The organism is Fluviicola taffensis DSM 16823, from assembly GCF_943372375.1.
Classification (GTDB): domain Bacteria; phylum Bacteroidota; class Bacteroidia; order Flavobacteriales_D; family Crocinitomicaceae; genus Fluviicola; species Fluviicola taffensis_A.
Genome location: NZ_CALRYJ010000007.1, coordinates 40,503 through 66,053, shown reverse-complemented (window position 1 = coordinate 66,053; position 25,551 = coordinate 40,503). Strand labels below are relative to the sequence as shown.

General features: G+C 40.5%; 24 protein-coding genes. 6 read left to right on the top strand and 18 right to left on the bottom strand.

Translation table 11 applies throughout. The features are described 5' to 3' along the window. Nucleotides 1-71 precede the first annotated feature (71 nt). The 11 genes from AAG807_RS11340 to AAG807_RS11290 all read right to left on the bottom strand — a co-directional run bounded on the left by AAG807_RS11340 (nucleotide 72) and on the right by AAG807_RS11290 (nucleotide 9,826). Nucleotides 72-368 carry a type II toxin-antitoxin system RelE/ParE family toxin gene (locus tag AAG807_RS11340; RefSeq protein ID WP_341903775.1) on the bottom strand — a complete coding sequence of 99 codons (297 nt, stop codon included), beginning with the start codon at nucleotides 366-368 and terminating at the stop codon, nucleotides 72-74. Beyond that, nucleotides 368-622: a hypothetical protein gene (locus AAG807_RS11335; protein ID WP_341903772.1), complete on the bottom strand. Its 255-nt coding sequence runs from the start codon at nucleotides 620-622 to the stop codon at nucleotides 368-370. The genes AAG807_RS11340 and AAG807_RS11335 overlap by 1 nt, the downstream gene beginning before the upstream one ends. A gap of 93 nt (nucleotides 623-715) precedes the next feature. Then, nucleotides 716-1,396, bottom strand: a complete 681-nt coding sequence (locus AAG807_RS11330; RefSeq protein ID WP_341903767.1) for a signal peptidase II — start codon at nucleotides 1,394-1,396, stop codon at nucleotides 716-718. A 1-nt stretch (nucleotide 1,397) separates the two neighbouring features. Further along, entirely contained in the window at nucleotides 1,398-1,778 is a 381-nt protein-coding gene (locus AAG807_RS11325; protein ID WP_294860107.1) for a TraR/DksA C4-type zinc finger protein, read from the bottom strand. 177 nt (nucleotides 1,779-1,955) lie between these two features. Continuing rightward, nucleotides 1,956-2,387 (bottom strand): hypothetical protein, encoded by a 432-nt coding sequence (locus AAG807_RS11320; RefSeq protein ID WP_341903764.1) that lies wholly within the window; start codon nucleotides 2,385-2,387, stop codon nucleotides 1,956-1,958. 25 nt (nucleotides 2,388-2,412) lie between these two features. Continuing rightward, complete coding sequence (gene rsmA, locus AAG807_RS11315) at nucleotides 2,413-3,198, bottom strand: 16S rRNA (adenine(1518)-N(6)/adenine(1519)-N(6))-dimethyltransferase RsmA (protein WP_341903761.1); 786 nt, start codon at nucleotides 3,196-3,198, stop codon at nucleotides 2,413-2,415. Continuing rightward, on the bottom strand, nucleotides 3,188-3,514 hold the full coding sequence (locus AAG807_RS11310) for a DUF4286 family protein (RefSeq protein WP_341903759.1): 327 nt from the start codon (nucleotides 3,512-3,514) through the stop codon (nucleotides 3,188-3,190). Before AAG807_RS11310 ends, rsmA begins: the two co-directional genes overlap by 11 nt. A gap of 167 nt (nucleotides 3,515-3,681) precedes the next feature. After that, nucleotides 3,682-6,633, bottom strand: a complete 2,952-nt coding sequence (locus AAG807_RS11305; RefSeq protein ID WP_341903755.1) for a MopE-related protein — start codon at nucleotides 6,631-6,633, stop codon at nucleotides 3,682-3,684. 160 nt (nucleotides 6,634-6,793) lie between these two features. Then, nucleotides 6,794-7,381, bottom strand: a complete 588-nt coding sequence (locus AAG807_RS11300; protein ID WP_341903753.1) for a riboflavin synthase — start codon at nucleotides 7,379-7,381, stop codon at nucleotides 6,794-6,796. Between the two features lie 4 nt (nucleotides 7,382-7,385). After that, a complete protein-coding gene (locus AAG807_RS11295; protein ID WP_341903750.1) occupies nucleotides 7,386-8,828 on the bottom strand; it encodes an O-antigen ligase family protein in 1,443 nt (480 codons plus the stop codon). 2 nt (nucleotides 8,829-8,830) lie between these two features. Next, nucleotides 8,831-9,826 carry a Wzz/FepE/Etk N-terminal domain-containing protein gene (locus tag AAG807_RS11290; RefSeq protein ID WP_341903749.1) on the bottom strand — a complete coding sequence of 332 codons (996 nt, stop codon included), beginning with the start codon at nucleotides 9,824-9,826 and terminating at the stop codon, nucleotides 8,831-8,833. Between the two features lie 114 nt (nucleotides 9,827-9,940). Between AAG807_RS11290 and AAG807_RS11285 the strand changes: the two genes are divergently transcribed. The 4 genes from AAG807_RS11285 (at nucleotide 9,941) to AAG807_RS11270 (ending at nucleotide 15,174) form a co-directional block, all read left to right on the top strand. Beyond that, complete coding sequence (locus tag AAG807_RS11285) at nucleotides 9,941-10,813, top strand: bestrophin family ion channel (protein ID WP_341903747.1); 873 nt, start codon at nucleotides 9,941-9,943, stop codon at nucleotides 10,811-10,813. A gap of 105 nt (nucleotides 10,814-10,918) precedes the next feature. Further along, nucleotides 10,919-12,298, top strand: a complete 1,380-nt coding sequence (locus AAG807_RS11280) for a gliding motility-associated C-terminal domain-containing protein (protein WP_341903744.1) — start codon at nucleotides 10,919-10,921, stop codon at nucleotides 12,296-12,298. Between the two features lie 89 nt (nucleotides 12,299-12,387). Beyond that, complete coding sequence (lepA, locus tag AAG807_RS11275; protein WP_341903743.1) at nucleotides 12,388-14,184, top strand: translation elongation factor 4; 1,797 nt, start codon at nucleotides 12,388-12,390, stop codon at nucleotides 14,182-14,184. Nucleotides 14,185-14,340: 156 nt separating this feature from the next. Continuing rightward, the gene (locus AAG807_RS11270; RefSeq protein WP_341903741.1) at nucleotides 14,341-15,174 is read left to right on the top strand and encodes a KilA-N domain-containing protein; all 834 of its coding nucleotides are present in this window, start codon (nucleotides 14,341-14,343) and stop codon (nucleotides 15,172-15,174) included. Nucleotides 15,175-15,218: 44 nt separating this feature from the next. Here AAG807_RS11270 and AAG807_RS11265 read toward each other — a convergent pair whose 3' ends face one another. The 7 genes from AAG807_RS11265 to AAG807_RS11235 form a co-directional block, all read right to left on the bottom strand. Further along, nucleotides 15,219-16,802, bottom strand: a complete 1,584-nt coding sequence (locus AAG807_RS11265; RefSeq protein WP_341903739.1) for an OmpA family protein — start codon at nucleotides 16,800-16,802, stop codon at nucleotides 15,219-15,221. Nucleotides 16,803-16,846: 44 nt separating this feature from the next. Then, entirely contained in the window at nucleotides 16,847-17,023 is a 177-nt protein-coding gene (locus AAG807_RS11260; RefSeq protein ID WP_341903736.1) for a hypothetical protein, read from the bottom strand. A 63-nt stretch (nucleotides 17,024-17,086) separates the two neighbouring features. Further along, nucleotides 17,087-17,443, bottom strand: a complete 357-nt coding sequence (locus AAG807_RS11255; protein WP_341903734.1) for a hypothetical protein — start codon at nucleotides 17,441-17,443, stop codon at nucleotides 17,087-17,089. Between the two features lie 4 nt (nucleotides 17,444-17,447). After that, a complete protein-coding gene (locus tag AAG807_RS11250) occupies nucleotides 17,448-17,735 on the bottom strand; it encodes a hypothetical protein (RefSeq protein WP_341903731.1) in 288 nt (95 codons plus the stop codon). A 453-nt stretch (nucleotides 17,736-18,188) separates the two neighbouring features. After that, nucleotides 18,189-18,938 carry a LytTR family DNA-binding domain-containing protein gene (locus AAG807_RS11245; protein WP_341903729.1) on the bottom strand — a complete coding sequence of 250 codons (750 nt, stop codon included), beginning with the start codon at nucleotides 18,936-18,938 and terminating at the stop codon, nucleotides 18,189-18,191. Between the two features lie 169 nt (nucleotides 18,939-19,107). Continuing rightward, nucleotides 19,108-21,306, bottom strand: a complete 2,199-nt coding sequence (locus AAG807_RS11240) for a histidine kinase (protein WP_341903726.1) — start codon at nucleotides 21,304-21,306, stop codon at nucleotides 19,108-19,110. A 103-nt stretch (nucleotides 21,307-21,409) separates the two neighbouring features. Then, entirely contained in the window at nucleotides 21,410-21,625 is a 216-nt protein-coding gene (locus tag AAG807_RS11235; RefSeq protein WP_341903724.1) for a hypothetical protein, read from the bottom strand. Between the two features lie 139 nt (nucleotides 21,626-21,764). Here AAG807_RS11235 and AAG807_RS11230 point away from each other — a divergent pair, with 139 nt between their 5' ends. Further along, the gene (locus tag AAG807_RS11230; RefSeq protein WP_341903723.1) at nucleotides 21,765-24,626 is read left to right on the top strand and encodes a class I tRNA ligase family protein; all 2,862 of its coding nucleotides are present in this window, start codon (nucleotides 21,765-21,767) and stop codon (nucleotides 24,624-24,626) included. Between the two features lie 147 nt (nucleotides 24,627-24,773). Then, nucleotides 24,774-25,184, top strand: a complete 411-nt coding sequence (locus tag AAG807_RS11225) for a hypothetical protein (protein ID WP_341903721.1) — start codon at nucleotides 24,774-24,776, stop codon at nucleotides 25,182-25,184. The last annotated feature ends 367 nt before the right edge of the window (nucleotides 25,185-25,551 follow it).

Sequence of the window (25,551 nt, the reverse complement as noted above, 5' to 3'; positions counted from 1 at the left end):
GAGTTTCCTGCTTACCCTTTATTCCGCAATCAGACCAAATTCCAGATCCTTCCAAATGATTGAATCATAAATCACTTTTCTTTCTTTGGATTCTTTCTGTTGTCCCAAAAGGTAACCAGGGTGATTGTTGTTTTATTGCTGATTCGATAATATAAGGTGCTATGAGGATGGATTACAGCCTTTCTTGTGGATTTATATTTTTTGATTTTAGAAAGTGGATAAAGCTTGGGATGAGACTTAATTACTTTTAAAACTTCATAGGTTTTTAGAACAAAATCATCAACTTCTTTTTGAGTGAACTTTTTTAAAATATAAGCATTGATCTGATCGAATGTCTCATCAGCTTTATCTGTCCAAACAATTTGCATTATAATTTCAAATGGGGAAATTGTTTGCGATGTTTCGCTAAAATTTGGTCATGAGATTTTACTTTTCCCTCCGATTCCTGTTTCAATCCTTCCAATATTTCAGCGTCTTCTTCTTTACTCAAATTGTCAGCCCAATCACTTTCAGGAAGTTCTTTACTACCAGAAAGAAAAGCATAAACAGCACTTAAGGTTGCCTGATCGGTAATCCCTTCAATCATTTTGTGTAAGTCCAATCTTAATTCAGCCGTACTCATAAACTCAAAGGTATGAAAAACACATTTGGTTACAAAACCAAAAAAGCGAAAGATTCCTCTTCCGCTTTTTCACTATTTCTTTATTCCTGAATCCTAACGTGGTTGTGCTTTTAACCCTTGTTTGTCTTTCGGGAAGTATTTTCGTTGTCTGAAGATAATCATGATTACTCCAATGCTGATCGCACCATCTGCCACATTCCAGATAGCCGGGAAAATCTGATTGTCTCCGTTTTTATCATACCATGGAACCCAAGAAGGCCACTCCACGGTAAATTGGAACATATCCACTACATTACCCATCAGGAATCCGGTGTGACGAGTTTCCTGCTTACCCATGATTCCGCAATCAGACCAAATTCCGGATCCTTCCAAATGATTGAATCCGATACATGGATCGTAGTCAAAAATGAAATCATAGAACATGGAATCAATCAGGTTTCCTGTTGCACCTGCGAATACCAATCCGATTGCAAGAAGGAATTCCGTTCTGGCTCCTTTACGCCATTGTTTGATGAAATAATAAGCAATAGCTCCACTGGCAAATATGCGAAAAATACTTAGACCCAATTTGGCCCAGATACTTGCACCAAAAGTGGTTCCAAATGCCATTCCCTGATTTTCGATATACAATAATCGAAACCAAGATCCAAAAACCGGCATTGTACTATTTTCTCCAGTATAATCAAACGTGGTTTTAACCCAAATTTTCATGATCTGATCCAGGAGCAATATGCAGAATACCGTAATTAAAACGATATAGAGTTGTTTCTTCAACTTATTTGTTTTGCATGTTTTTAGCTTCGATGCTCAAAGTGGCATGAGGTACTAACATCAAACGCTCCTTTTGAATCAATTTACCTGTTACACGGCAGATTCCATAGGTTTTGTTCTCAATACGGATCAACGCGTTTTTCAGGTTTTCGATAAACTTCTCTTGACGAGCCGCTAACTGAGCCACTTCTTCACGAGATAACGTCTCTGATCCATCCTCCATCATATTGAAAGTTCTACCCGTATCATCCGTACCATGATTGTTATTAGACAAGGATGCCTTCAACATATCATAGTCATCATAAGCTTCTTTCAGCTTGTCGTTGATCAATTGACGGAATTCTTCCAATTCACTATCTGAGTATCTTGTTTTCTCTTGTGACATTGCAAAATAATTTTTGAAATTCGCACAAAAATAATCGAATTTTCAGAGGAGTAAAGAGAAAAGGTTGAATGGTAACAATTACTTATTCACAGTATCACCTGTTTAACGGTGTGTCTTGTTAGTAAACCATTGAAAACAGTGAGAAAACGAGCATTCAACTGGAAATGTTAAATAGATTTAATCTTCTTCGTTTTCTTTTTTATGATAGTCAATCTGATTCAACATCCATTTCCCATTGTACTGCAAAAAGCAAAGGACTGCAGCTTCGTATTGTGCATCCAATCCTTTTCGGCAAACGATCATGTAGGTTTGTGTCAGGTCGTCACCCATTTTCCAAGCATCGATGGATTCGATGTCTTTTGTACTTAGTTCTCTTCGCAATTCCGGATTGAAGTGTTTATCCATAACCACCCTGAACTGGTCTTTCGTCAGTTTTTTATCACCAACCTTCAAGGGGAAATGAATCTGAGCCAAAACGTCTTCCTTATTGTATTCAACAATGTTCCGGATGTTATCTGTCCAGAAGTTCTTCGCTTCAACTTTATCTGTCAATTGAGAAAATCCCGTGAAGGAACACGCAATAAAAAGGATCAAAATAAATCTGCTCATAAGTCAGTAGGTAACTAGATGAATGTTAAACGTTCGTGCGGTGTTTTTCCACCCAATTGGTCAACTCGATAAATTCTTCCACACCCAATCTTTCCGGTCTTAACTGAAGCATCGGATTCTCTTCATAGGTTTCCGGAAGCAGGGCTTTGATCGAATTACGGATGGTTTTACGTCGCTGATTAAACGACATCTTCACCACTTGCTTGAATAATTTTTCATCACAAGGCAATTTCTCCCTGCTGTTTCTGGTACAACGGATCACTCCAGATTTCACTTTGGGTGGCGGATCGAAAACGTGCTCATCCACCGTGAAACAGTATTCAATATCGTAATAGGCTTGTAATAAAACGCTCAAGATTCCATAGGTTTTTGTTCCTGGTTTTTCAGCCACACGTTGTGCTACTTCTTTCTGGAACATTCCCATGATCTCAGGGATCGAATCCTTGAAATCAATGCATTTGAACAAGATCTGAGACGAGATGTTGTATGGGAAATTTCCCACTACTGCAAAAGGTTTGTCTCCCACAATCGTTGTCGGATCCATTTTCAGGAAATCCCCGAAAGTGATGCGCCCGTCCAATTGCGGATAATGTATTTTCAGGTATTCGATAGAGTCTGCATCCACATCCATCACGTACAGGTCAGTTTCTTTGTCCTGCAACAGATATTCCGTCAAGGCGCCCATTCCCGGACCAATTTCAATGGCTGTTTTCACTCCCTGATGGTGCTTGAACTGCTCTGCAATTTTTTTACAGATTCCTTTGTCTTTTAGGAAATGTTGTCCTAAATGTTTTTTAGCTCTAACGTTCATGTGTGAAGTGTTGAATGACGTTTAATGTGCTTCTGAAAGCAGCAAAACGACCTTCGTACTTGCTTTTATGATCCACTTGCAAACGTGCAGCGTGATTTTTCTGATAATCCTCCAGATGATCCTGACTATATGCTACATACGTCATCGCATAGGTGCAAGCTCCCTCTTCTTCATTGTTCATTTTGGACATGCGGCTTTCCAAAAAGCAACCGGTTGCCATTACTTCCGGGATGTGCACTGTCCGCATCCAGTTCACCCAATCCTGCTCAATTGCCGGATCAAGACTTACCGTGACATTATAAATGATGTGTTCCATTGCTGCAAAGGTACTGAAAGGGAATTCAAAAGGCAAAATGCATACTGCAAATTGTCATTTTAACCGATTTGAATTCTTTTTGAACTTTTAAAACGGCTCGTTGGTAAATAAAAAAAGTCGGGGCGAAAAATTTTTCACCCCGACTTTCTTGTAATAAATCTTTAGTCTTAGTTCTTCACCCAACGAACCAAAGCAGTTCCTGCCTCGGAAGTCAATCGAATGAAATATACTCCTGAAACCAAGCTGTTTGTATTGAATTCCAATTCGTTTGCAGAGACTTGAGTGGAAGTCAAAGCGATTTCTTTTCCATCAACACCAACAAATGTAACTTGGAAACCAGCCCATCCTTCTGTCATGTTCAATACCACAGAACTTGTTCCCGGGTTTGGATACACATTCAGGTGAGCGAGGATTGATTCTTCGATTCCCAAGACACCATCCACTCCATCACAGTTTTCATCCACACTGTTTCCGGTGTTGTCTGTAGCTCCGGGATGGATCGCTGCGTTTGTATCATCACAGTCAGTACTATTAGTAACATATCCAACTGGTTGTGTACAATCTGTTACTGTAGAATTTACATCTCCGTAAGTGTCGTTATCTGCATCTTCGTAGAAGATAACCTGCAACAATCCTTCATCAATATTTCCGTCACAATTGTTGTCAAATCCATCACATACTTCAACAGCACTTGGATTGACCTGATCATCCGTATCGTCACAATCATCTGCATTCGTCACAGATCCTACAATCGGAGTACATGAATTCGTTCCCAAATCAGTTGCATCACCGAATCCGTCTCCATCTGCATCAACGTAATACATTACAATACTTCCGATTTGATTATCGGTATCATCACAGTCTGTGCTATCGGAAACATAACCAACCGGTTGTGTACAAGAAACCTGAGAAGTCCCATTGTCTCCTAATCCATCATTATCTGTATCTGCAAACCAAACTGCTCCAGGGAATTCTTCCGCATTGGTGTCATCGCAATCGGTATTGTCAGTAACATAACCGACTGGAGCAGAACAAGCAGTAATTGTAGCTGCAGGATTTCCAAATCCATCAGTATCTGTATCCGCATAATAAGTTTGAGTTGTTAAAGCATTTATGTTACCGAATATTGATACGTTATCATGACGGTAGGTAGCCCCCATAGACCCGATATCAGTAATGTACCATCTGAATTCAATTGCTGAAGTAACATTGTCAAAAGCAGTACCCAAATTGATTGTATCGGTCTTGTAGTTGCTGTTCGGCAATTGTTTGGTAGCAATATCAGCTGCAAAGTTATCCAGGCTTGAACGCAAGTGAACAATTGGTGTTCCACCGCTACCACTTGTTTTATGCGTAAAGATGATGCGGTTCAAATCCATTCCATAGCAAGATGCCGGAGTAATTGTGAAATTGAAATACTTCGTCAAATTAACTGTGCTTACTGTATCGAATCCTAAAAAGTTAACCACATTTGCTGCCTGTGAACAGGTTAATACCGTTGTATCTTGTACTCCATACAATCCAAAAGTTGCATTTGCAGGCTGAGCCGTTACGTTCCATACCGGAATTGCACATGTATTTCCTTCAAACTGATAAATCCCCAAACTAGTTCCAATCGTATTCAAATCAGATCCGTTACAATCCTCATCAATTCCGTTGTTTGGAATTTCAGTTGCTCCGGGATAAGCTGCATTGTTATTATCATTACAGTCTGTATTGTCTAGCACGTAATTCGCAGGAGGTGTACAAATTGTCTGCGAAACTGCAGCATTTCCATAACCATCACCATCCAAATCCTGGTAATAAGTCATTGCTATACCAATTGCTATATTCGAATCATCACAATCTGTGTTGTTTGCAACATAACCTCCAGGCATCGTACAAGCAACCTGAGAAACAGCAGGATTTCCAAATCCATCTCCGTCTGCATCTGCATAGAATGTAGATCCAATCGTAATCGCATTGTTTGTGTCATCACAATCCGTATTGTTGGTAACATATCCAGGGATTGGCGCGCAACCTGTTTGAGAAACGGCAGCATTACCAAAACCATCCGTATCCAAATCCTGATAGTAAGTAATTGAACCTGCAATTGTCAGGTTAATCGTCAAAATACTGTCACACCCTGCCGCATTTGGAATCGTATCCATATATGTTCCGGACATCGTGTACATTTCATCTCCTGATGGAACGGTGTATGATCCACAAGCTGTAGGAGAAATCGTATTCGTTGTATTTTGCTTAATTGTCAAGTTGATTGTAATGATACTATCACACAACGCCGCGTTTGGAATCGTATCCATGTATGTTCCGGAAGTGGTATAAGTCTCGTCACCAGAAGGAACCGTATAGGTTTCACAAGTTGAAATGTTGATTGTATTTGTTGTATTGCATGTTACTGCACTAGCCCAAGAAACTGTTACATCATCAATTGAGAGACCATGATCTGATCCGGTTTGATCCGGATCATCCCATTTAATCATCAAGTACTCTCCATTGGCAAGAGTCAAACCTGGAATTACGATATTTGAAAGAGATACCTTATTCGCTGGAAGATTCCCATCTAACGCAACACCTCCGGCAGGAGCAACAAAAATTGGGCTGGTTCCTGTCAACGCAGTTACCTGAGTCCAACCAGTATTCACATTTGGATTTAAACTCGTAATTGCTGATGAACTAACCTTATACCAAAATGTCATTGATTGAGCAGCTGGAGTTGCAGCTCCGCCATCTCTCCATTGTTCCAATGTATAACTTACATTAACCGTACCTAATCCTCCTCCAGATGTATTATGCAATAATAATCCATGAGCAAAATTTCCAGCCGCAGCATTACCAGAACCAATAGATCCTAAAGATCGTTCTGTTGCCGCAGTAGTCCCATAACTATTGAGTGCTCCAGCATTACTTCCACCATTATCTGCCTTATATACTGTACCTGTTCCAGTACGTTGAGCAAACCAATTTGGAATAGTACTGTTATCTGTCCACGCGATGTTTGTACCTGTTGACGCAAGTCCATCAAAATTTTGAGTGTAGCTGCCTGCTCCGGTCATTGCAACCTGACTCATGGAAACTCCACTCAAAAGTAAAATAGGTATTAGTAAAAGTCTTTTCATTTTTGAAATTTTTTCCAAAGGTATGAAAAGAGGGAGCTATGTTCCTAAAATTTTTCTAATTGAAACGGGTGAGGCTAAGTTTTTGTGAAAAATCAATCAACTGTTAATCAATTAATTATTAAGTGCTAAATCGATTTTGATTGACGGTGTTATTAAATCATTAAGCTTTTTGCTGCTCCATTAAGCGAGCAACATATTTGCCAATAATATCGAATTCCAAATTGACTTTCGTGCCCACCTTGAATGCGTGGAAATTGGTGTGTTCCTGTGTGTAAGGGATAATGCAAACTGAAAACAATCCTTTTTCCGAATCCACAACAGTTAAACTAACACCATTCACAGTTATGGAACCTTTAGCCACAGTCGGCTGGTCAAAATCATAGCGGAACGTGTATTTCCAACTTCCATTCAAATCTTCAACAGAAATACATGTTGCGGTAGTGTCCACGTGTCCTTGAACAATATGTCCGTCCAAACGTGCACCAAGCAGCATGCAACGTTCCAGATTCACTTTCGAGCCAACTTCCCAATCACCCAGATTTGTTTTGTCCAGAGTTTCCTGAATTGCAGTGACCACATACGAATCTCCATCCAATTTCACTACGGTCAGACAACAGCCATTGTGGGCAACACTCTGATCTATTTTCAATTCGTGGGTAATGGTGGATTCTACCGTAAAATGAACATTGCTTTGATCTTTTTCAATGGCAACAACGGTTCCAAGAGTTTCGATAATACCTGTAAACATCTGTTTATTCTGTTAAATTGCGCTGCATGTGATTCAAGCGCGCTCTTAAGGCTATAAAGATAGCACACATTGCCCAAATAGGAACTGCTGCTTTATCTGTATCGAGAAAATTATTGAGGAATCCGTGAATGAAATAGGTCGACAAGGAAATGATGAATCCCATTAACAAGGTCTTTATTTCCCGGTCTTCCTCCGGCCAATCATTGTAAAGCGTAATTCCTTCATAAAAGATCGCTATCACAATTGCCAGCATACTCAACATTCCGATCCAGCCCATTTCAGCCAAAGGACCCAGGTATTCGCTGTGTGCATTTCCCATATTTCCAAAATTCGTAGAAATAATTGTGAGATTTTCCGGGCGTTGAAAGCGGGCATATTCAAAAGAGTACATTCCCGGACCAAAACCAACCCAAGGTCTTTCCCGGAACATGTCAATAGCACAATTCCAGCGATTGATCCGTTCCAGATTGGAAGCATCTGTCGTTACGTTTGTTGCACTTTGCAGGCGTTCCCCAAATTCTTCGGTGGTGTGTTCGTACTTGTTACGCGCCAAATCCTGTTGGATCGAATCCCAGGAAGCCCAGATATAGATTCCAATCACCAAACTGATTCCCGCAAGCCATGAAAATTTGACTTTGAATCGGATTAAGAGCCAAATCACCATTCCCAAAAAAACACTCAACCAAGCTGCACGCGTATAGCTGAAGTACAGTCCCAACAAGGTGATTACCATGAAGCCAATAAGAATGAATTGTAATAAGGGTGTGTGTTTTCGCGAAAAGTAAAAAGAGAAGATCAAAGGAACAACCAGGGCAACCAATGCCCCATAAATCGTGTGATCCTTAAAGAATGGCCACATTACCCAGTGACTTTCTTTTTCCCCGAAACGATACGTTGCATGAACCAGAATCGTATAAGTAATGGCAACGACCATCGTGGAAAGGAACAACCAAAGGAACCATCGGATCTTTTTCGGTTCATAGAAGATCGAACTTCCATAGAAAAGGACGGGAACAATGAACCAAAGTCGCGCTAACAAAAACTTGAGGGAGGTCATCATATTCTCACTTGTAATCGAAGTGAAAAGAACCCAAGCCAGATAAAAAACAACCGTCCAGACAATAGCCGAGTTCCTCAAATAAACCGGGAAAACCCGATACTTGAGATTTTGGATCAAGAGCAGAAGCATGGTTCCAAAAAGAAGTGGTTCAGTAGGAACAAACAACCCGAAACTATCCGTGTATTCTTCTATGTTGATGGACAAGGGTGTGGCCGCTATAATAAAGAAGAACGTGTATTCGGTATAAAAAAGGGCAACAAAAAGGACAATCAGCGCATAGGGAATCAGTGGAATGTATTCGTTATCGAACCAAAACCCGTAACCCAAAAGACCTACAAAAGCAAGTCCTAAGAATAACAATAAACTATTTTCCCGTAAAAAAGTCACGCTTATGCCAACTTGCGAAGTTCTCTGATCTTATCCTGTATCAACAAGACAAAAACCATGAAAACAAACGTTCCGAATGTAGCCAGGAGCATAATGACCAACCGTTTCGGTTTGTCTTTCTTGTCTGCTACAACTGCACGTTCCACGATGAATTTATGATTGAATTGCGTATTTGCATCCGACTCTGCTTGCTCGTATGACAAAGCAAAGTCTGCCAATTTCATGATCTTTTCGTTACGCACATATTCCAATCCGTCGAACACTGCTCCAAACTCCAGGTTGATATCGATACGTCTTTTGAAATCTGCTTTGTCTTCCGCAGATTTTGCTTCTACATAAGCCTGGAATAAATTCGCCCGCCCTTCCAAAGGAACAACGCCTAAAGCTGCCAGAGAATCCAGCTGGTTCAATACAGCTTCTTTATCCGATTCCAATTGCTCTTTCTTACGCTTGTTGATTTCAAAAGCAGGTACGGTACGTTCCATGACCATTTCATTCTTAACCGTATCAATCAGATCCACAATTTTATTTGCCATATCCGCTGCCAATTGCGGGTCTTTATCCAATACATCAATCTGAATGGAACCGTAACGTGTACGCACAAATAAGATGTGGCTATTGTATTCCTTTACCAATTTGTAATGCTTGTTCGCATCCGAATCATCAATGTCGTAATGTTTCATCAGATCGAATTTCTGAACTACTTTATCACGTACTTTGGAAGATTGTAAGATCTGGATCAATTGTTCTGCCTGCTCCTCTTCACCGAAGTCCATGGAAGACGCTTTAGCATTTCGTTGTTCGGAGAAAGAAACCGTACTTGTAGCCGCCGGGAATACAATTGCCGTAGACCGGTACAAAGGTGTCATCAAGAAAGCGATGACAGTAGAAACAACTAAACCGGCTGAAGTGACAATGATCAATATTTTACGCTTAGCCCATAATGTTACGAATAGGTTCATTCGTTGTTCCTGCATTACCTTGGTGCTTTCTTCCATACCTTGTTTCAATTAAGAGTTGCAAATTTATTGATTGTGCTAGATTAACGCGTTTTTTATTCGAAAATTATCCGACAACCAAATTTCACTACTTTTGTTTCCATAAGCTAAACTATGATTACATACAACCCTAAAAGTTGGCTCACATTGATTTTTCACCTCACCAAGAGTGATACACTGTCTATCTTGTGGAAGGAATTGGTGTTCATTTTCATTTTCACGATGGGGGTTGCATTGGCCGAAGATTTCTTTTTCCCAAAGGCTGTTGTACTTGAAAAATTGTTTTCCATCTATTCGATCCTTGGTTTCGTTATTTCCTTATTACTTGCATTCAGGACAAATACCGCTTATGATCGTTGGTGGGAAGGTCGCAAAAAATGGGGCGAATTGGTGAATGATTCCCGAAACCTGGCGGTGAAATTGACTGCTATGGATCTGAGCCTGGAAGACAACCATTATTTTGGAAGGCACATCGGGAATTTTGCCCTTTGCATCAAAGAACATTTGCGTGAAGGAACAAATTACTCACTTCTGGATCTGACAGAAGAAGAGCGCAAATTTTTGGAGGCATTGGATCACGTTCCATCCGGAATTGTGGAATTAATGTATCGCAGATTACATCAACTTAAGAAAGCAGGGGTCATTTCAGAAGAAGACTTGTTGCGTTTGGACAAAAATCTGAATGGTTTCATCGACTGCGTCGGGGCTTGTGAGCGCATCAAAAACACTCCGATTCCTTATTCTTATTCGATGTTCTTCAAGAAATTCATCTTCAGTTATGTCATTACACTTCCCTTCGCTTTCGTGGTGAATTTTGGCTATTATTCCGCAATTATTGCAACGTTTATATTCTACGTATTCGTCAGTATCGAAATTTTGGCAGAAGAAATTGAAGACCCTTTCGGACAGGATGACAACGACCTTCCAACAGATGAAATGGCCGGACGTATTCAGGGAATTGTGAAGACGATTTTGGATAAACCGTGAATATTTATAGCAACTAGTTATCAAAAGTGTTACATTAGCTTTTAGAACAACTTATTCAATCAACTAAGGACCAAGTGTCTAAACCTTAAATTTCCAATCAACACCATGATTGCTGCTTCTCTCCATCTAAAACAAATCATCGCTTGGGCATTCCTTTTCATCGCCATGATCGGGCATTCACAAACTGCAACTGATTCACTTATCCTCTTATCCAATCAAAAACTCTATAAGGTCAATAAGAATGATGGAGGAGTTAGCCTGTATCTGAACATTACCAATGCTCCCGGATTCGACCCGTTCAGTTTGGAATGGAGTGAATCCCAAAATTGCTACTTCGGAATTGAGATTCCTTTGGGAAATTCCATCTTTCAAATTTCCGAAACCGGAGTTTACACCACCTTGGGACCTGTGAATGTTCCCGGACATACGATTTCCACCATGGAAGGGATTGCTTTCAATCCACAAAACAATCAACTGTATGTCTCAGTAAGTCTCAACGGCGGCCCATCAGACGGAGATTATTGCTCGGAATCACTGGTTCAGGTGAACCTTGCTACTATGCAGGGACAGATCATAGGAATCTTCAGTCACCCGACAACGAACGCACTTGAATCGGAAGCTGATGCGATTGATTTTGATGAACAGGGAATGCTCTTCTATTTCGATTGTTCCGTAAACTCAGACAGCCGCGTTTTCAAGCAGAATTTGAACTTTATGAATCCGCCCGTATTGGTTTGCCAGGCTCCTTATTATTCCATGGCTGACTTAACGGTCAAAGACAATGAGGTTTTTATAGCAAGAGGTAGCGGAACCTACATCGTAAATAAATGTTCTGTCAATGGAGGTCCCTTACAAACCGTAAACCTCGCTCCCAATTCGGTATTCAGCGGAAACCATCTCCGAGGGATAACCTGGAAGCCTTCAGACTGTACCCAGCAACCAATTGCAGCATTCACGGCGGACACACTGATTGGTGATCCGGGACTAACCGTTCATTTTTTCAATTCCAGTCAAAATGCCACCTCTTTCCATTTTCAATTTACTCCCAATTTATCGACCAATACAACGAACGTCAACGAAATCGAATCTGCAACGTTCAATGTGCCGGGAATCTATCCGGTTGTGCTAACAGCAAGTAATGGCTCTTGCTCGGATACCAGCATCATCTATGTGACCATTTTGGGGACAACTCCTGAACCGGATTCAACTCATGAAAACCCCATACTCGCCAATTCATTCACTCCGAATGGAGACGGGATCAATGATGAATTTTTTCTGACATTCCCGGATGCTCTTAGTATGCATGTGCAAATAATCAATCGCTGGGGAAATCTGCTTGCCGAGTTGAACGGAAAAAACGAAACCTGGGATGGTAAAACAAACGGAAATCCTGTATCGGACGGAGTTTATTTTTACACCTATGAAGTGAGCTTTCCGGATAAGGCACAATTAACGGGTCAGGGATTTTTAACCTTAATAAGATAGCAGCGTCCCTTTCTTCCAGGAAATTTTGTGCCATTCAACGAGTTAGTATCCCTTCCCATAACTGAAAAAAAAAGCATTATCTTTGCGCCATGAAGCATATCCGCAATTTTTGTATTATCGCACATATCGACCATGGGAAGAGTACTTTGGCCGATCGTTTGTTGCAAACAACTGGAACCATATCTGATCGTGATATGCAAGCTCAGGCTTTGGATAATATGGATTTGGAACGTGAGCGTGGTATTACTATTAAATCGCATGCCATTCAAATGAATTACAAGTTTGAAGGGCAAGAGTATATATTGAATTTGATCGACACTCCCGGACACGTGGATTTCTCTTACGAGGTTTCGCGTTCGATCGCGGCTTGTGAAGGAGCTTTACTGATTGTAGATGCTACACAAGGAATCGAAGCTCAAACAATTTCCAACTTATACCTGGCTTTGGAGCATGATCTGGAAATCATTCCGATCTTAAATAAAATGGACTTGCCAAGTGCAAATCCGGAAGAGGTGACAGATCAAATTGTAGAACTGATCGGTTGTGACCCGAACGATGTAATCCCGGCTTCAGGGAAAACAGGAATGGGAGTTGATGAAATCCTACGGGCAATTATCGAGCGCATTCCATCTCCGAAAGGGGATGAGAAAGGTCAATTACAAGCCATGATCTTTGATTCGGTATTTAATCCTTTCAGAGGAATCATCGCTTATTACCGCGTTAAAAACGGAGTGATCAAGAAAGGCGACAAAGTTCGTTTCTTAAATACAGGAAAAGATTACAGTGCAGATGAAGTTGGAATTCTGAAAATGGACTTGAGTCCGAGGCAGGAAGTTCGCGCAGGTGATGTGGGATATATTATTTCAGGAATCAAGACTGCCAAAGAAGTAAAAGTTGGAGATACGATTACCCTTACTGCAGATCCTTGTGAAGTTCCAATTAAAGGATTTGAAGACGTAAAACCAATGGTATTTGCCGGGATTTACCCGGTAGAGACAGATGAATACGAAGAATTGCGTTACTCCATGGAGAAACTGCAGTTGAATGATTCATCCCTGGTGTTCGAACCGGAATCTTCCGCAGCACTTGGTTTCGGATTCCGTTGTGGATTCCTGGGAATGTTACACATGGAGATCATCCAGGAACGTTTGGAGCGCGAGTTCAACATGACTGTGATTACAACCGTACCGAACGTTTCTTACTACTGTTATACAACCCGTAATCCGGAGGTGAAATTGTTGGTGAACAATCCATCTGAATTGCCGGATCCATCCAGTTTGGACCATATTGAAGAACCATACATTAAAGCTCAGGTTATCACGAAATCAGAGTACATCGGACAAATTATGTCTTTGTGTATTGAGAAACGCGGTGAATTGAAAAATCAGGTATATCTGACTCAAGATCGTGTTGAATTAAGCTTTGAAATGCCTTTGGCAGAGATTGTATTTGACTTTTACGACCGTTTGAAATCCGTTTCGCGTGGTTATGCCTCCTTTGATTATCACCCGATCGGATACAAAACATCTGATTTGATCCGTATGGACATCTTATTGAACGGAGAACAATTGGATGCACTTTCTGCATTGGTTCACCGCAGCAATGCTTATGACCTAGGAAAGAAGATTTGCGTGAAACTGAAAGAATTAATCCCAAGACAACAATTCGAAATTCCAATTCAGGCAGCAATCGGAGCGAAAATCATTGCCCGTGAAACCATTAAAGCTTTGCGTAAGGATGTGACAGCTAAATGTTACGGTGGTGATATTTCCCGTAAGCGTAAGTTGTTGGAAAAACAAAAAGAAGGAAAGAAACGCATGCGCCAGGTTGGTAAAGTGGAAATCCCGCAAGAAGCATTTATGGCGGTATTGAAATTGAATGATTAAACTATTTGTTTGAAAAATATGCGAATGATTCGCAAAACAGTAGGGGCGGAAAATTTTCCGCCCCTACTGTTTTGTTTTGTCAATATTTCTTATTTTGTATAAAGAGTCTTTTTCATTTCAGATAAAGATTACTAACTATTACATTACGAATAAGAAATGGCAAAAAATCAAACAATTGAAGTTCAAGGCACACCAATTGCCATCTATAAAGGTGATTCCGAAGACTATATTTCCTTAACCGATATTGCTCGCTACAAAGATACTGCTAATACAGATGACATTATTAAAAATTGGTTAAGAAATCGCAACACTATTGAATTACTAGGTTTTTGGGAGCAGATGTACAATCCCAATTTTAAACCCGTCGAATTCGACGGGTTTAAAAAACAAGCCGGATTAAATAGTTTTGTACTTACTCCTAAACGCTGGATCGAGACCACAAATGCCATTGGTATTATATCAAAATCTGGTCGTTATGGTGGGACTTTTGCGCACAAAGATATCGCTTTTGAGTTTGCATCCTGGGTTTCAATTGAGTTCAAATTATACATTATAAAAGAATTCCAGCGACTGAAAGAAGAGGAAAGTAATCGCCTCCAGATCGAATGGAGTATTCAAAGAACATTAGCAAAAGTCAACTATAAGATCCATACGGATGCTATTAAGGAAAATCTCATTCCGCAGGAATTGGGCAAGAATCAAACTTCGTTGGTTTATGCAACTGAGGCAGATGTGTTGAACATGGCTCTTTTTGGAATGACAGCCAAACAATGGCGTGATATAAGTCCAAATGAAAAGGGAAATATCAGAGATTACGCTACCATTCAACAATTAGTGGTGTTATCCAATCTGGAAAGTATCAATGCAATCCTCATTGCTCAGGTTATTCCACAAAATGAAAGGTTGATTCAACTAAACAAAATTGCAATCACACAAATGAAATCATTGGTGGAAAACCAAAGTATCAAGAAACTTGGGAAAAGTGAATAATCACTAAATCTTACCGGCAAGATATTTTCCGACCCTATTGTTTTTTACAGGTTTAATCTGAACCGAATTCCTGCCTGAATATAAGGATAGAAACCGGTATTGATTCTGTTCGATAAATCCCGGGCTATTCCTCCTTGAATGTAATAATTTAAGCCATTGTTCCATGCCACTGAAAAACCGAGGTGTACATTCAGTTCGGAAAAAGACCTGTATTTTTTGTTGTAACTGGATCGGAATTCCGGTCCGGCGTAAACTTTGATCCGGGTCGTAAATCTACTATTGCCGAGTTTCTGCCAAGGATCCAACATGCGGTTTGTCATGGTGCTGAAATTCAGAAAGTTAAAATGGTAATATCCCGAATAGTACAACCCAAGCCGGTGATTGATGCCCATATTTACTGCAAGTTCATGCTGTTTCAACTCATAACCTACTCCTGCAGAAACAAATGCAGTTACCGTGTCATTGTGATAAAATGCATGAATTCCAGGCGTAAAAAAGAATTCTCCCGGAAAAGGAGAGCCATCCTTGAAACCGCAAGGCAAGCCATGGTAACCTAATCCTGGTTCACCACCTCTTCCCCGACAATAGGAAGTACGTTGTGGACTTGCAATGGAAACAGATCTCACACCCTTGATTCTAATCTTTGAATAGAAATAATCAGCCCTTTTCTTGCCTCTTTTGGTTTCCCAACTCAACTTTTCCCTTTTGGTGCCACCATCCCAAAGTTCTTTGACCGCATAATAGGATTCATTTTCCTCCATAAATTCCTTTGGGATTCGTATTTGGAGCATATTGGGACGAAACAGTTTCGCTTTGAGTTGTGTGACGCTCATGATGAAATGGTCATCGTTGATGCTTGTTCCTGAGAAAACATTCGTGTCCTTTTTAAATAACTGTTCCTTGCAGCCTTCACATGGCGGATTTTCCAAATAGAACAAACCATACTTATCATAACTGTCTTTGGGAGCAGTTGCAGTTAATCGTTTTTCGCGCCACCACAACTTTCCAGTTGTCTCCAATTTAAAGTTCACTCGCTGAGCTACGGCATTCTTCTGAGACGGGTTCTTGACATAGTAATATTTTCGTGAAGAAAACTCCGGATAATTGAGTACTTGCAGGTAAACAACATTTTTCTTTTTATTCACTTTGATTTTAGCGTTGCTGTACGCTTCAAAATATTGATCGATGAAAAAACACCTTGGGTCATCTGGCTGTATAATGATAGTATCCTTTTCATTGATCTCTGAAAAGTTACTATAGCGAAAGATTATATCAACCCGTCTGCTTAAACTATCTACCTTTCTTGGCAATTCACCCTTCGATTCCGTGATGATTGAAATCCCGGAACTCACATATCCTTTAGTGGCTTTTGAAACGGCTTTTGCTCTTCTTTCAGAAAGTTTTTGGTTCGACTCAATATTTCCAATACTATCTGAATAGCCGATGAATTTTATTTCAATAAGATTGGTATAATCAAGATTCGTGAATAGAGTTTCAAGTGTTTTTTGGGAATACGCGGATATCTTATGACTTCCGGTTTTAAAATAAACAGCTGTTGAGTCCTGAGCGGACGTAAGACTAGCCTTTAGTAGCAAAAAGGAGATTAAAAAAGCAAGCCGATGAAACATGAAATGTGTTTTCTACTAATGTCCGATTCCGGAAAAGGTAAACTTTAGCTGCAGCCCTTCCATGCGAAAAGAGCCACTGCAATCCAAGCTAACCCTTTAATCAGAAAGAACAAAAAACCGGCAATTCCCGCACGCTTAAGCCACTTTTTCCGCTTAAGCGCCTTTTCTTCGTCTGCTTGTTCCGACAGATTAGGGGATGCTTTTTGTTCTTCTTCAACCATAGTATTAAAAAACACCCCGATCTCGTTTGCACGGAATCGGGGCGCATATTTTTTCAATAAATATTAATCTTCGTCGTCTTCCTCTGCTGCTTCGTCCGGAGCATCGTCGTAAGAATCGTCGTCGTCATCGTCAGCAACATCCTCTTCCTCTTCTCCTTTTGCATCCACTGAATCGAAATCATCTTCGAAATCATCTTCATCATCTTCTACAGATGGAGATTTCATTGTTATCTTAGGAAGTTTCACCAGGTAAATAATCTCCTCTGTTTCCCACAAAATTGAATCAAAAATTTCTCCGGTAATCGGATTGGTCATTTTTGTGGTAATTCCAGCAAACCCTTCCGGAAATGCAATTAACAATTGTTTCTTTTGATCGATACTCAGCTTATCATAGCTAATGATTGACTTTTTTTTCGACATGCTATTATATTTCTAGTTTGATGATACGATGAGTTGGAATAAGAACGTGTTGTTTTAAAACGATTGCAACATCTGTCACTGCCCAGATAGTTGTATGCACAACCTTTTCCCCTTTATCGTCTGCAAAGTAAATCTTTACTTTAGAATGTTCCAAATTTCCAAGAGAGATTGCGCGGTTCACATCCGCTTTGCGAATGCTGATCAAATCCGTATCTTCCAAGACTTCCTCTTTCGGAAAATGCAAACCTGCTACCTCCTCTTTTTCAATTTGAACAAAATTAGTTGTGTCCATTTCCATTTTTGAGCAAAATTAAATGAATTGATGAATTGAAAACTGAGTTTTCGACTAAACTTATAAAAAAACATTTAAACGACGAAATGTTTAATACTTTTCAAAGAAAAAGACCCATGAATACATGAGTCTTTAATTCGTTTAGTAGTGTTTTAGTCTGTATGTCGCGTGTGAACAATCAAATTTAATGAAAATCAGGTTGTTTCTAAGTTTTTAAATTGGTCAAGTCTTTGACGGTGATAGAACTGTATACTCTTCAATAAAACTAGAAAATGAAAAAACTGCCTCTCCATTGCAGTATTTTCCGTTTCAACTTTAACCTAACATAGAAAACAACCTGATTCCATTCTCCTTATTTCCTCTCCTAAGATAGCTATGTGTTAAACACAGTTATCAACTAATGAATAAATACCCTTTTTGAATGAATATTTAGCAGAAACAACTTAACAGGCTTTATAAACTTTCCAAAATTTGGAAGAAAATGTCGCGTTTTGCAGGAGATAAAGGTACCTCGGAACCATCTTTCATGACGACCGCTCCTCCATTTCCTTTGTCATATCTATCCACGAAATTCAAATTGATCAAATGCGATTGCTGAACACGCAGAAAGTTGTGTCCGGACAATAAAGTCTCATAATCTTTCAAGGTTCTTGAAACTAAAATTTTCTTGCCCTCCGTAAGAAAGAATGAAGTGTAGTTCCGGTCAGCCTCACAACGGATAATATGATCCAGATCCACCACATGAACACTTTCTTGCGTTTTCAAGACCAATCTGCGTTTTTGATTCGGTTGAATATTATTCTGCAAGGCCTCAAATTGCGACCCTTGCTTTTTATCCGCATCCTTGATCGATTCCAAAGCACGTTCCAATGCTGCTTTCAATTCTTCCGGATCAACCGGTTTCAAGATATAATCCAACGCTGAGAACTTAATCGCTTTGATGGCGAACTCTTCATGCGCTGTTATGAAAATGACTTCGAAGTTTTTTTCCGGGATCGATTTCAATAAATCGAATCCTGTTCCATCCGGCATTTGGATGTCCAGGAATACCAGGTCAGGTTTGATTTCTTTGATGGCAGCTAATCCGGATTGAACGTTTTCGCCAACTGGGAATGTTTGAATGTCCAGATCAAATGATTCGATCATTTTAGCAATCAATTCACGCGTTCTTTGCTCGTCATCAATGATTAATACTTTTTTCATGGTTTGTTGATGGATTTTCCCGAAAGATAAAAATTTATACCCATTAAACGCTTTAGGCAGGAGTTTATTATGCCGGTGCCTTCGACTACGCTCAGTCACCTTGGGAATTTTAATGCCTAAAATTTTCCCGTAATCCGAGAAGGAAACTGAGTGGAGTCGAAGTTTCTAATTAACTATTTCCTCCCTCCGTTCTGAATGGAAGATAGATATTCACGAGCGTTCCTGTTTCTTCCACTTTGTCGTAGTCTTCCATTTCCATCCTTCCCAGAATCTTGTATTTATAGCTCAGGTTATTGATCCGATCCTGGGTGATCTTCATCGCCATACTTTTGTGTTCGGCACTTTTCTTATTGTTCCTGGAACCTTTTCTACCGATTCCGTTGTCTTCGATCATTACATGAAGCATTTCTTCGTCCTTCGTGAATCGCACGTGGATAAATCCGCCTTCAATCGTATGCAGTTGACCATGCTCAATGGCATTTTCAATAAATGGCTGGGTGATCATCGGGGGAATAATGACTTCCTGCTCCAGCAATTGTTCATTCACACTTACCTCGTATTCAAAACGGTCACCAAATCGCAGTTTTTGAGTTTCCAGGTACTTATTCAAGATGTCGATCTCCGTAGCCAATGGAATAAACTCCTTGGAAGAATTTTCCAGGATCAGGCGCATCAATTTTGAAAAGTTGATCAGAAATTTGGTCGAGTTCTTCGTGTCGTTCTCATAAATGTAACTTTGGATCACAGACATGGCATTGAATACAAAATGTGGATTCATCTGTGAACGCAACAAGGTCTGGTTCATTTCCGCTTCGCGCTGCAATTGACGGATATTCCGCTGTTTCCAACGGTTGTAAAGAATGAAAGCTGCCAGAGCCAAAACCACCAAAAATCCGATGATGATATACATCTGGAAAATATTCCGTAGTTCCGTGTTTTCCTTCTGCTTGCGCTGTAATTCGATGGAATCTGCCTGGATGGCGATCAGGCGCTCGCGTTGTTCGGAGCGGTACAACTCGGACAACTCTGCAATTTTCGCGCTTACTTCCACAATCCGCGCACTATCCGAATAATCCGAATACATATCCAGATACTGATAGGCCAATTTCATGTTTCCCGTCTTTTTGTAAACGTCCGCAATCTCTTTATAGGAAGGGTAAATTCCTCCGATATAACCATATTGGGAACGGATGTCAATGGAACGATTCAAATAATTGAGCGCATTCTTATACTTCCCCTGCTCGGCAAAAACAGTTCCTACCAAATGATATACCGATGCAATTTCAGACCGGTTCGAAGCAGATTCAAAGTAAACCAGAGCCATATTATAGTAGCGCAGAGCTTCATCGTATTTTTTTTGTTCGTTAAAGGCATTCCCCAGGTACTTATGGGCTAATCCCAATCCATCCTGATCGTTGAATGACTGAAGTGTTCGAACAACTCCTTTCAATTCAGCAATGGCTTCTGCGTATTCCTTTTTAGCCAATTTGACCAAACCGATATCCGTATCCGCGAGCCCAACTAATCGTGTATCCTGAATTTTTATTGCTGTTTCGCGGGATTGAAGGAAAAAGGTATTCGCATTGTCGTAATTAAAGATTTGGTACTGAGATTCTCCGATCTCCCGCTGATACTTGGCTACCTGAGGAAAATCATTGGCTTCCTTTGCCAATTGAAGTGCAATGAAGTTTTTCGAAACAGATAATTCCACCTGACCAAAGAAACTATAAATAGCAGATTGCATATTCATGCATTTAGCCATCAACGATTTATCTGTTGAGCGACGAGCATATTGAATCGAAGTTTCAGCATACTCCAAGGAAGCAGCCCGTTTATTCTGCTCCATGTTTAGCTTTGCGAATAAGCGATTGGTCTCTGCAATCAAGGCATAGCTTCTCACGCGTTTTGAAAAACGCAAGGCTTCTGTCAGATAAATATCCGCTTGCTCAAATTCGCGATAAGCAATGTGGTATTCCGCCAACAAATGAAAAATATTCACCTGATTCAACTTGGAATCCGTGCGCGACAAATAAGGTTGTAACTGAAGGATCTTAGCGTAGTAAGCGGTCTTATTTCCTTGAAGAGCTTCAATGCGTAAGTCGAAAATCAATGCCTGCAATTTCGCAGAATCGGACTCAGTTCTACTGGCATCAATAATCGCATATCGGATCGAATCTGCCTTTTGGACATTATTCAATTGATAAAACTTACCAAGTGCAACCTGGCGCCAGAATTTTTTGGTGTTGTCTTTTTCAGTGAGGTACGCTTTCCGATAACTCGCTTCGTCTCCATTACCCGCAAAAGCTCTATTTGAAATACCAACAAAGCAAACGAGAAGCAACGAAAAGGAGAGAAAAAATCGAAACATGGATTAAAAATAGTTTTTTTCAAATAGAAAAGATTCTCTTCTGTGAATAGAATCACAAAAAAGAATCAAATCAAGTCAAAACTATCTGTTGTCGTGAAAGGGATTATCCTCCGTAAGCCTCACAGCCTCCGTGTCTTCTTCCTTTTGATTTCTTTTTCTTTTTCGGACGGAAATTGTTACTTGCTTCAGTTGAAGAAGTAGCTTTCATTCCAAGAGTAACTTGTTGTTGTGTAACAACTTGTTCTGCAGCATTTACAGAACCTGCAGCTCCAAAAAGGAAACTAACTGCGAAAAGAGCGGGGAAAATACGGAGAGTCATAAGCCTAATTTTTAACTAAATAACAATAAAAAAAGATTCGGTTACACTTATTTATTATCACATGCGGATAAAAATGTGTGAATGGCGATAACTAGCTCTATTTTGGTATCTTTGACCCACTTTTTAGCTAAGTAAAAGCATGGAATACAATTTTAATGATATCGAGCGCAAGTGGCGCAAACATTGGGCAGATCATAAGACATTTGCCGCAGAAGACAACAGTACCAAACCAAAATACTATGTATTGGATATGTTCCCGTATCCATCCGGTGCCGGTTTGCACGTTGGTCACCCGCTCGGTTACATTGCATCCGATATCTATGCGCGTTACAAACGCCTGAGAGGTTACAACGTATTGCATCCGATGGGTTACGATTCATTCGGGCTTCCGGCGGAGCAATATGCGATTCAAACCGGACAGCATCCTGCAATTACGACAGAACAAAACATTGCGCGTTACCGCGATCAATTGGATAAGATCGGATTCTCATTCGACTGGGAAAGAGAGGTTCGTACCTCATCTCCGGAATATTACAAATGGACCCAATGGATCTTCAAACAGATCTTCAATTCGTGGTATAACACCAAAACGGATAAAGCAGAATCGATTGATTCATTGATCGCCGAATTCGAAAAAAATGGGAACTCAGAGGTAAAAGCTGTCAGTGAGTTTACTGACTTGTTTACAGCTGACGAATGGAAAGCTTACTCTGAGAAAGAAAAATCGGATATCCTGATGGAATACCGCTTGGCTTACCTGGCGGATTCATGGGTGAACTGGTGTCCGGCTTTAGGAACTGTACTGGCGAATGACGAAGTCATCAACGGACTTTCCGAGCGCGGCGGACATCCGGTGGAACAAAAACTGATGCGTCAGTGGTCGATGCGAATCAAGGCATATGCTGAGCGTTTGATCACCGGCTTGGATACGGTTGATTGGACAGATGCAATCAAAGACATGCAGCGCAACTGGATTGGAAAATCGGTTGGTTGTTCTGTTCGTTTTCAGGTTGCCTTCGACTCCGCTCAGTCACCTGAAGCGCAAATCGAAGTCTTCACTACCCGTCCTGATACAATCTTCGGAGTTTCATTCATGGTTTTGGCACCTGAGCATCCATTGGTTGATGAAATCACCACTGCAGAATACAAAGACGCGATAGAAGCCTACAAAACTGCTGCTTCTTTGAAATCGGAGCGCGACAGACAAGCGGATGTGAAAAACATCACCGGTCAGTTTACAGGAGCTTACGCGATTCATCCGTTCTCCGGAGAGAAAATTCCGGTTTGGATCGGAGATTACGTCCTGGCTTCCTATGGAACAGGTGCTGTGATGGCCGTTCCTTGTGGCGATCAACGCGATTGGGATTTTGCGAAACATTTCAATATTCCGATCAAGAACATTTTTGAGAATGTGGATATTTCCGAAGCTGCTTACACCGAGAAAGAAGGAACCATTGCGGATTCCGGTTTTTTGACTGGACTTTCAGTGAAAGAAGCAATGAAAGCTGCAATTGCAAAAATTGAAGAACACCAATTAGGCTTTGGTAAAACCAACTACCGTCTGCGCGATGCGATTTTCTCCCGTCAGCGTTATTGGGGTGAACCTTTCCCGGTTTATTATAAAAACGACATTCCGCATTTGGTGGACGATGCGCATTTACCGATCGAATTACCGGAAGTAGACAAATATTTGCCAACTGAAGACGGCGAACCGCCATTGGCTCGTGCTGAAAAAAGTGCTTGGAAATACTCCGAAGGAGACAGAATGGAATACAACACGATGCCAGGTTGGGCGGGAAGTTCATTCTACTTCTTGCGCTACATGGATCCGCACAATACGCAGGAATTCGTTTCGAAAGAAAAAGCGGATTACTGGAACCAGGTGGATTTGTACATCGGAGGTTCGGAGCACGCAACGGGTCACTTGTTGTACTCCCGTTTCTGGTGTAAATTCCTATTCGATATGGGATACATTTCCTTTGACGAGCCATTCAAGAAAATGATCAATCAGGGGATGATTTTGGGGAAATCTGCAATTGCTTATATAGGCGCAGATGATAAATTGTATTCCTACGATTTGATCGAAAACCAATTGAAATCAGAAAAAGAAATAGCAAATCATGTAGCTGATAAAATTACTGATACAGAGATTCCTAATTCGATTCAGACATATCGTGAAGTACGAATCCTAATTGATTTAATAAATGACGACGAAAGCATTAAAATTGATGAATTAAGAACGTGGCAACCACAATTCGAGGATATTGAACTGGTTCCAAATGAAAATGGAAAAATTACTGTTCGCCGCGAAGTAGACAAAATGTCCAAACGTTGGTTTAACGTTGTTACACCAGATGATTTATGTGAAAAGTATGGAGCAGATACGCTTCGCATGTACGAAATGTTCTTAGGTCCCTTGGAGCAAACGAAGCCTTGGGACACGAAAGGAATTTCGGGGGTACATAACTTCCTGCGCAAATTGTGGCGTTTGTTCTACAATGAGGGTCAACTGATCGTTACGAACGAACCTGCAAGCAAGGAATCATTGAAGACTTTGCATAAGACAATCAAGAAAGTGGAAGATGATTTGGAGCGTTATTCCTTCAACACGAATGTTTCGAATATGATGATTTGTGTGAACGAATTGACGGATCAGAAATGTCACTCGAAAGAAGTATTGGAACAAGTGGTGATTCTCTTGGCTCCCTACGCTCCACATGCTGCAGAAGAATTGTGGGAAGCATTGGGTCATGAGGCCGGAACGGTTTCAACGGCTCAGTTCCCGACATTCAATCCGGATATGTTGGTAGAAGCGAATACGGTTTATCCGGTATCTTTCAATGGAAAAATGCGATTTAATGCCGAATTGCCAACGACTTTCTCTGCAAAAGAGGTAGAAGAAGCAGTTTTGGCCATGCCCGAAGCACAAAAATGGCTGGAAGGAAAAGCTCCGAAGAAAGTCATCGTGGTTCCGGGGAAGATTGTGAATATGGTTGTGTAAACTATTGTTGCAAAAAAACATAAATGGAACGTGGGACGATGAATCATCCCACGTTTTTTATTTTCCCACAAATGCACGAATTTTAAGGGTCGCCTACCGGTCGACCTTCTTCTCCTGAATGGATCAGGACTATTGAGTTGAGAAATTATGAATGACACTAGAACCAAAAAAGAGCCGTTTAATCCTGAAGTGAGTTTTGATTCTTTGTCTTTCAAGAATAAATTGCTTTTATTGAATGCTTTTGGCGAGCACTCTTTCAAAAGTACTTCCGGACAGCTTTTTCCTTTTCAGGTATTATTCATTATTTTGACTTGTCCCATTTTAAGGAAAGTGCCTGTCTTTCTAATCTTGGTTGTCGTTTTGATTTTTATTCATCAATTCTATTTTCAAAGAAAGTTGGTTCGGTATGCAACCCGATTCAAACAGAAAAACGGATTGCTTTTATTGAATTTTAAAGATTCTTACGAGTACCTGTATCGGATTAGCTTGTCGTATTTCATCATCTATTATATAATAATGTCTCCAATCATTGCTGTTTGTGTGTGGCTATTAATATAAGGTAGGGTATATGGTCTGGATGTTATCGCGACCTTTTTCTTTCCCACAAATGCACGAATTTTAAGGGTCACCTACCAATTCTTTCAACATTCCCTGGATATCCGGAACCTTCCCGGGCGTTTAATTAGATGTAGCAGCAAACTCCGCAGTTGTTCCGATAGCCACACCGCCCAAGGTGCTGATGCGACATCGTTATACTTTGCCTCAAAAAGCTGGTGAAGATCCATGAAATTGTCGCCTGATAGATTCCAATAGAATATGTTTTCTTTTTTTCGAAAATTGGTCCAACCGATTACCTCTTTTGCCATTGTAAACAACAAAACCCCCTTTCTACCAATTGGTAAAAAGGGGGTTTGAAATCAAAAAG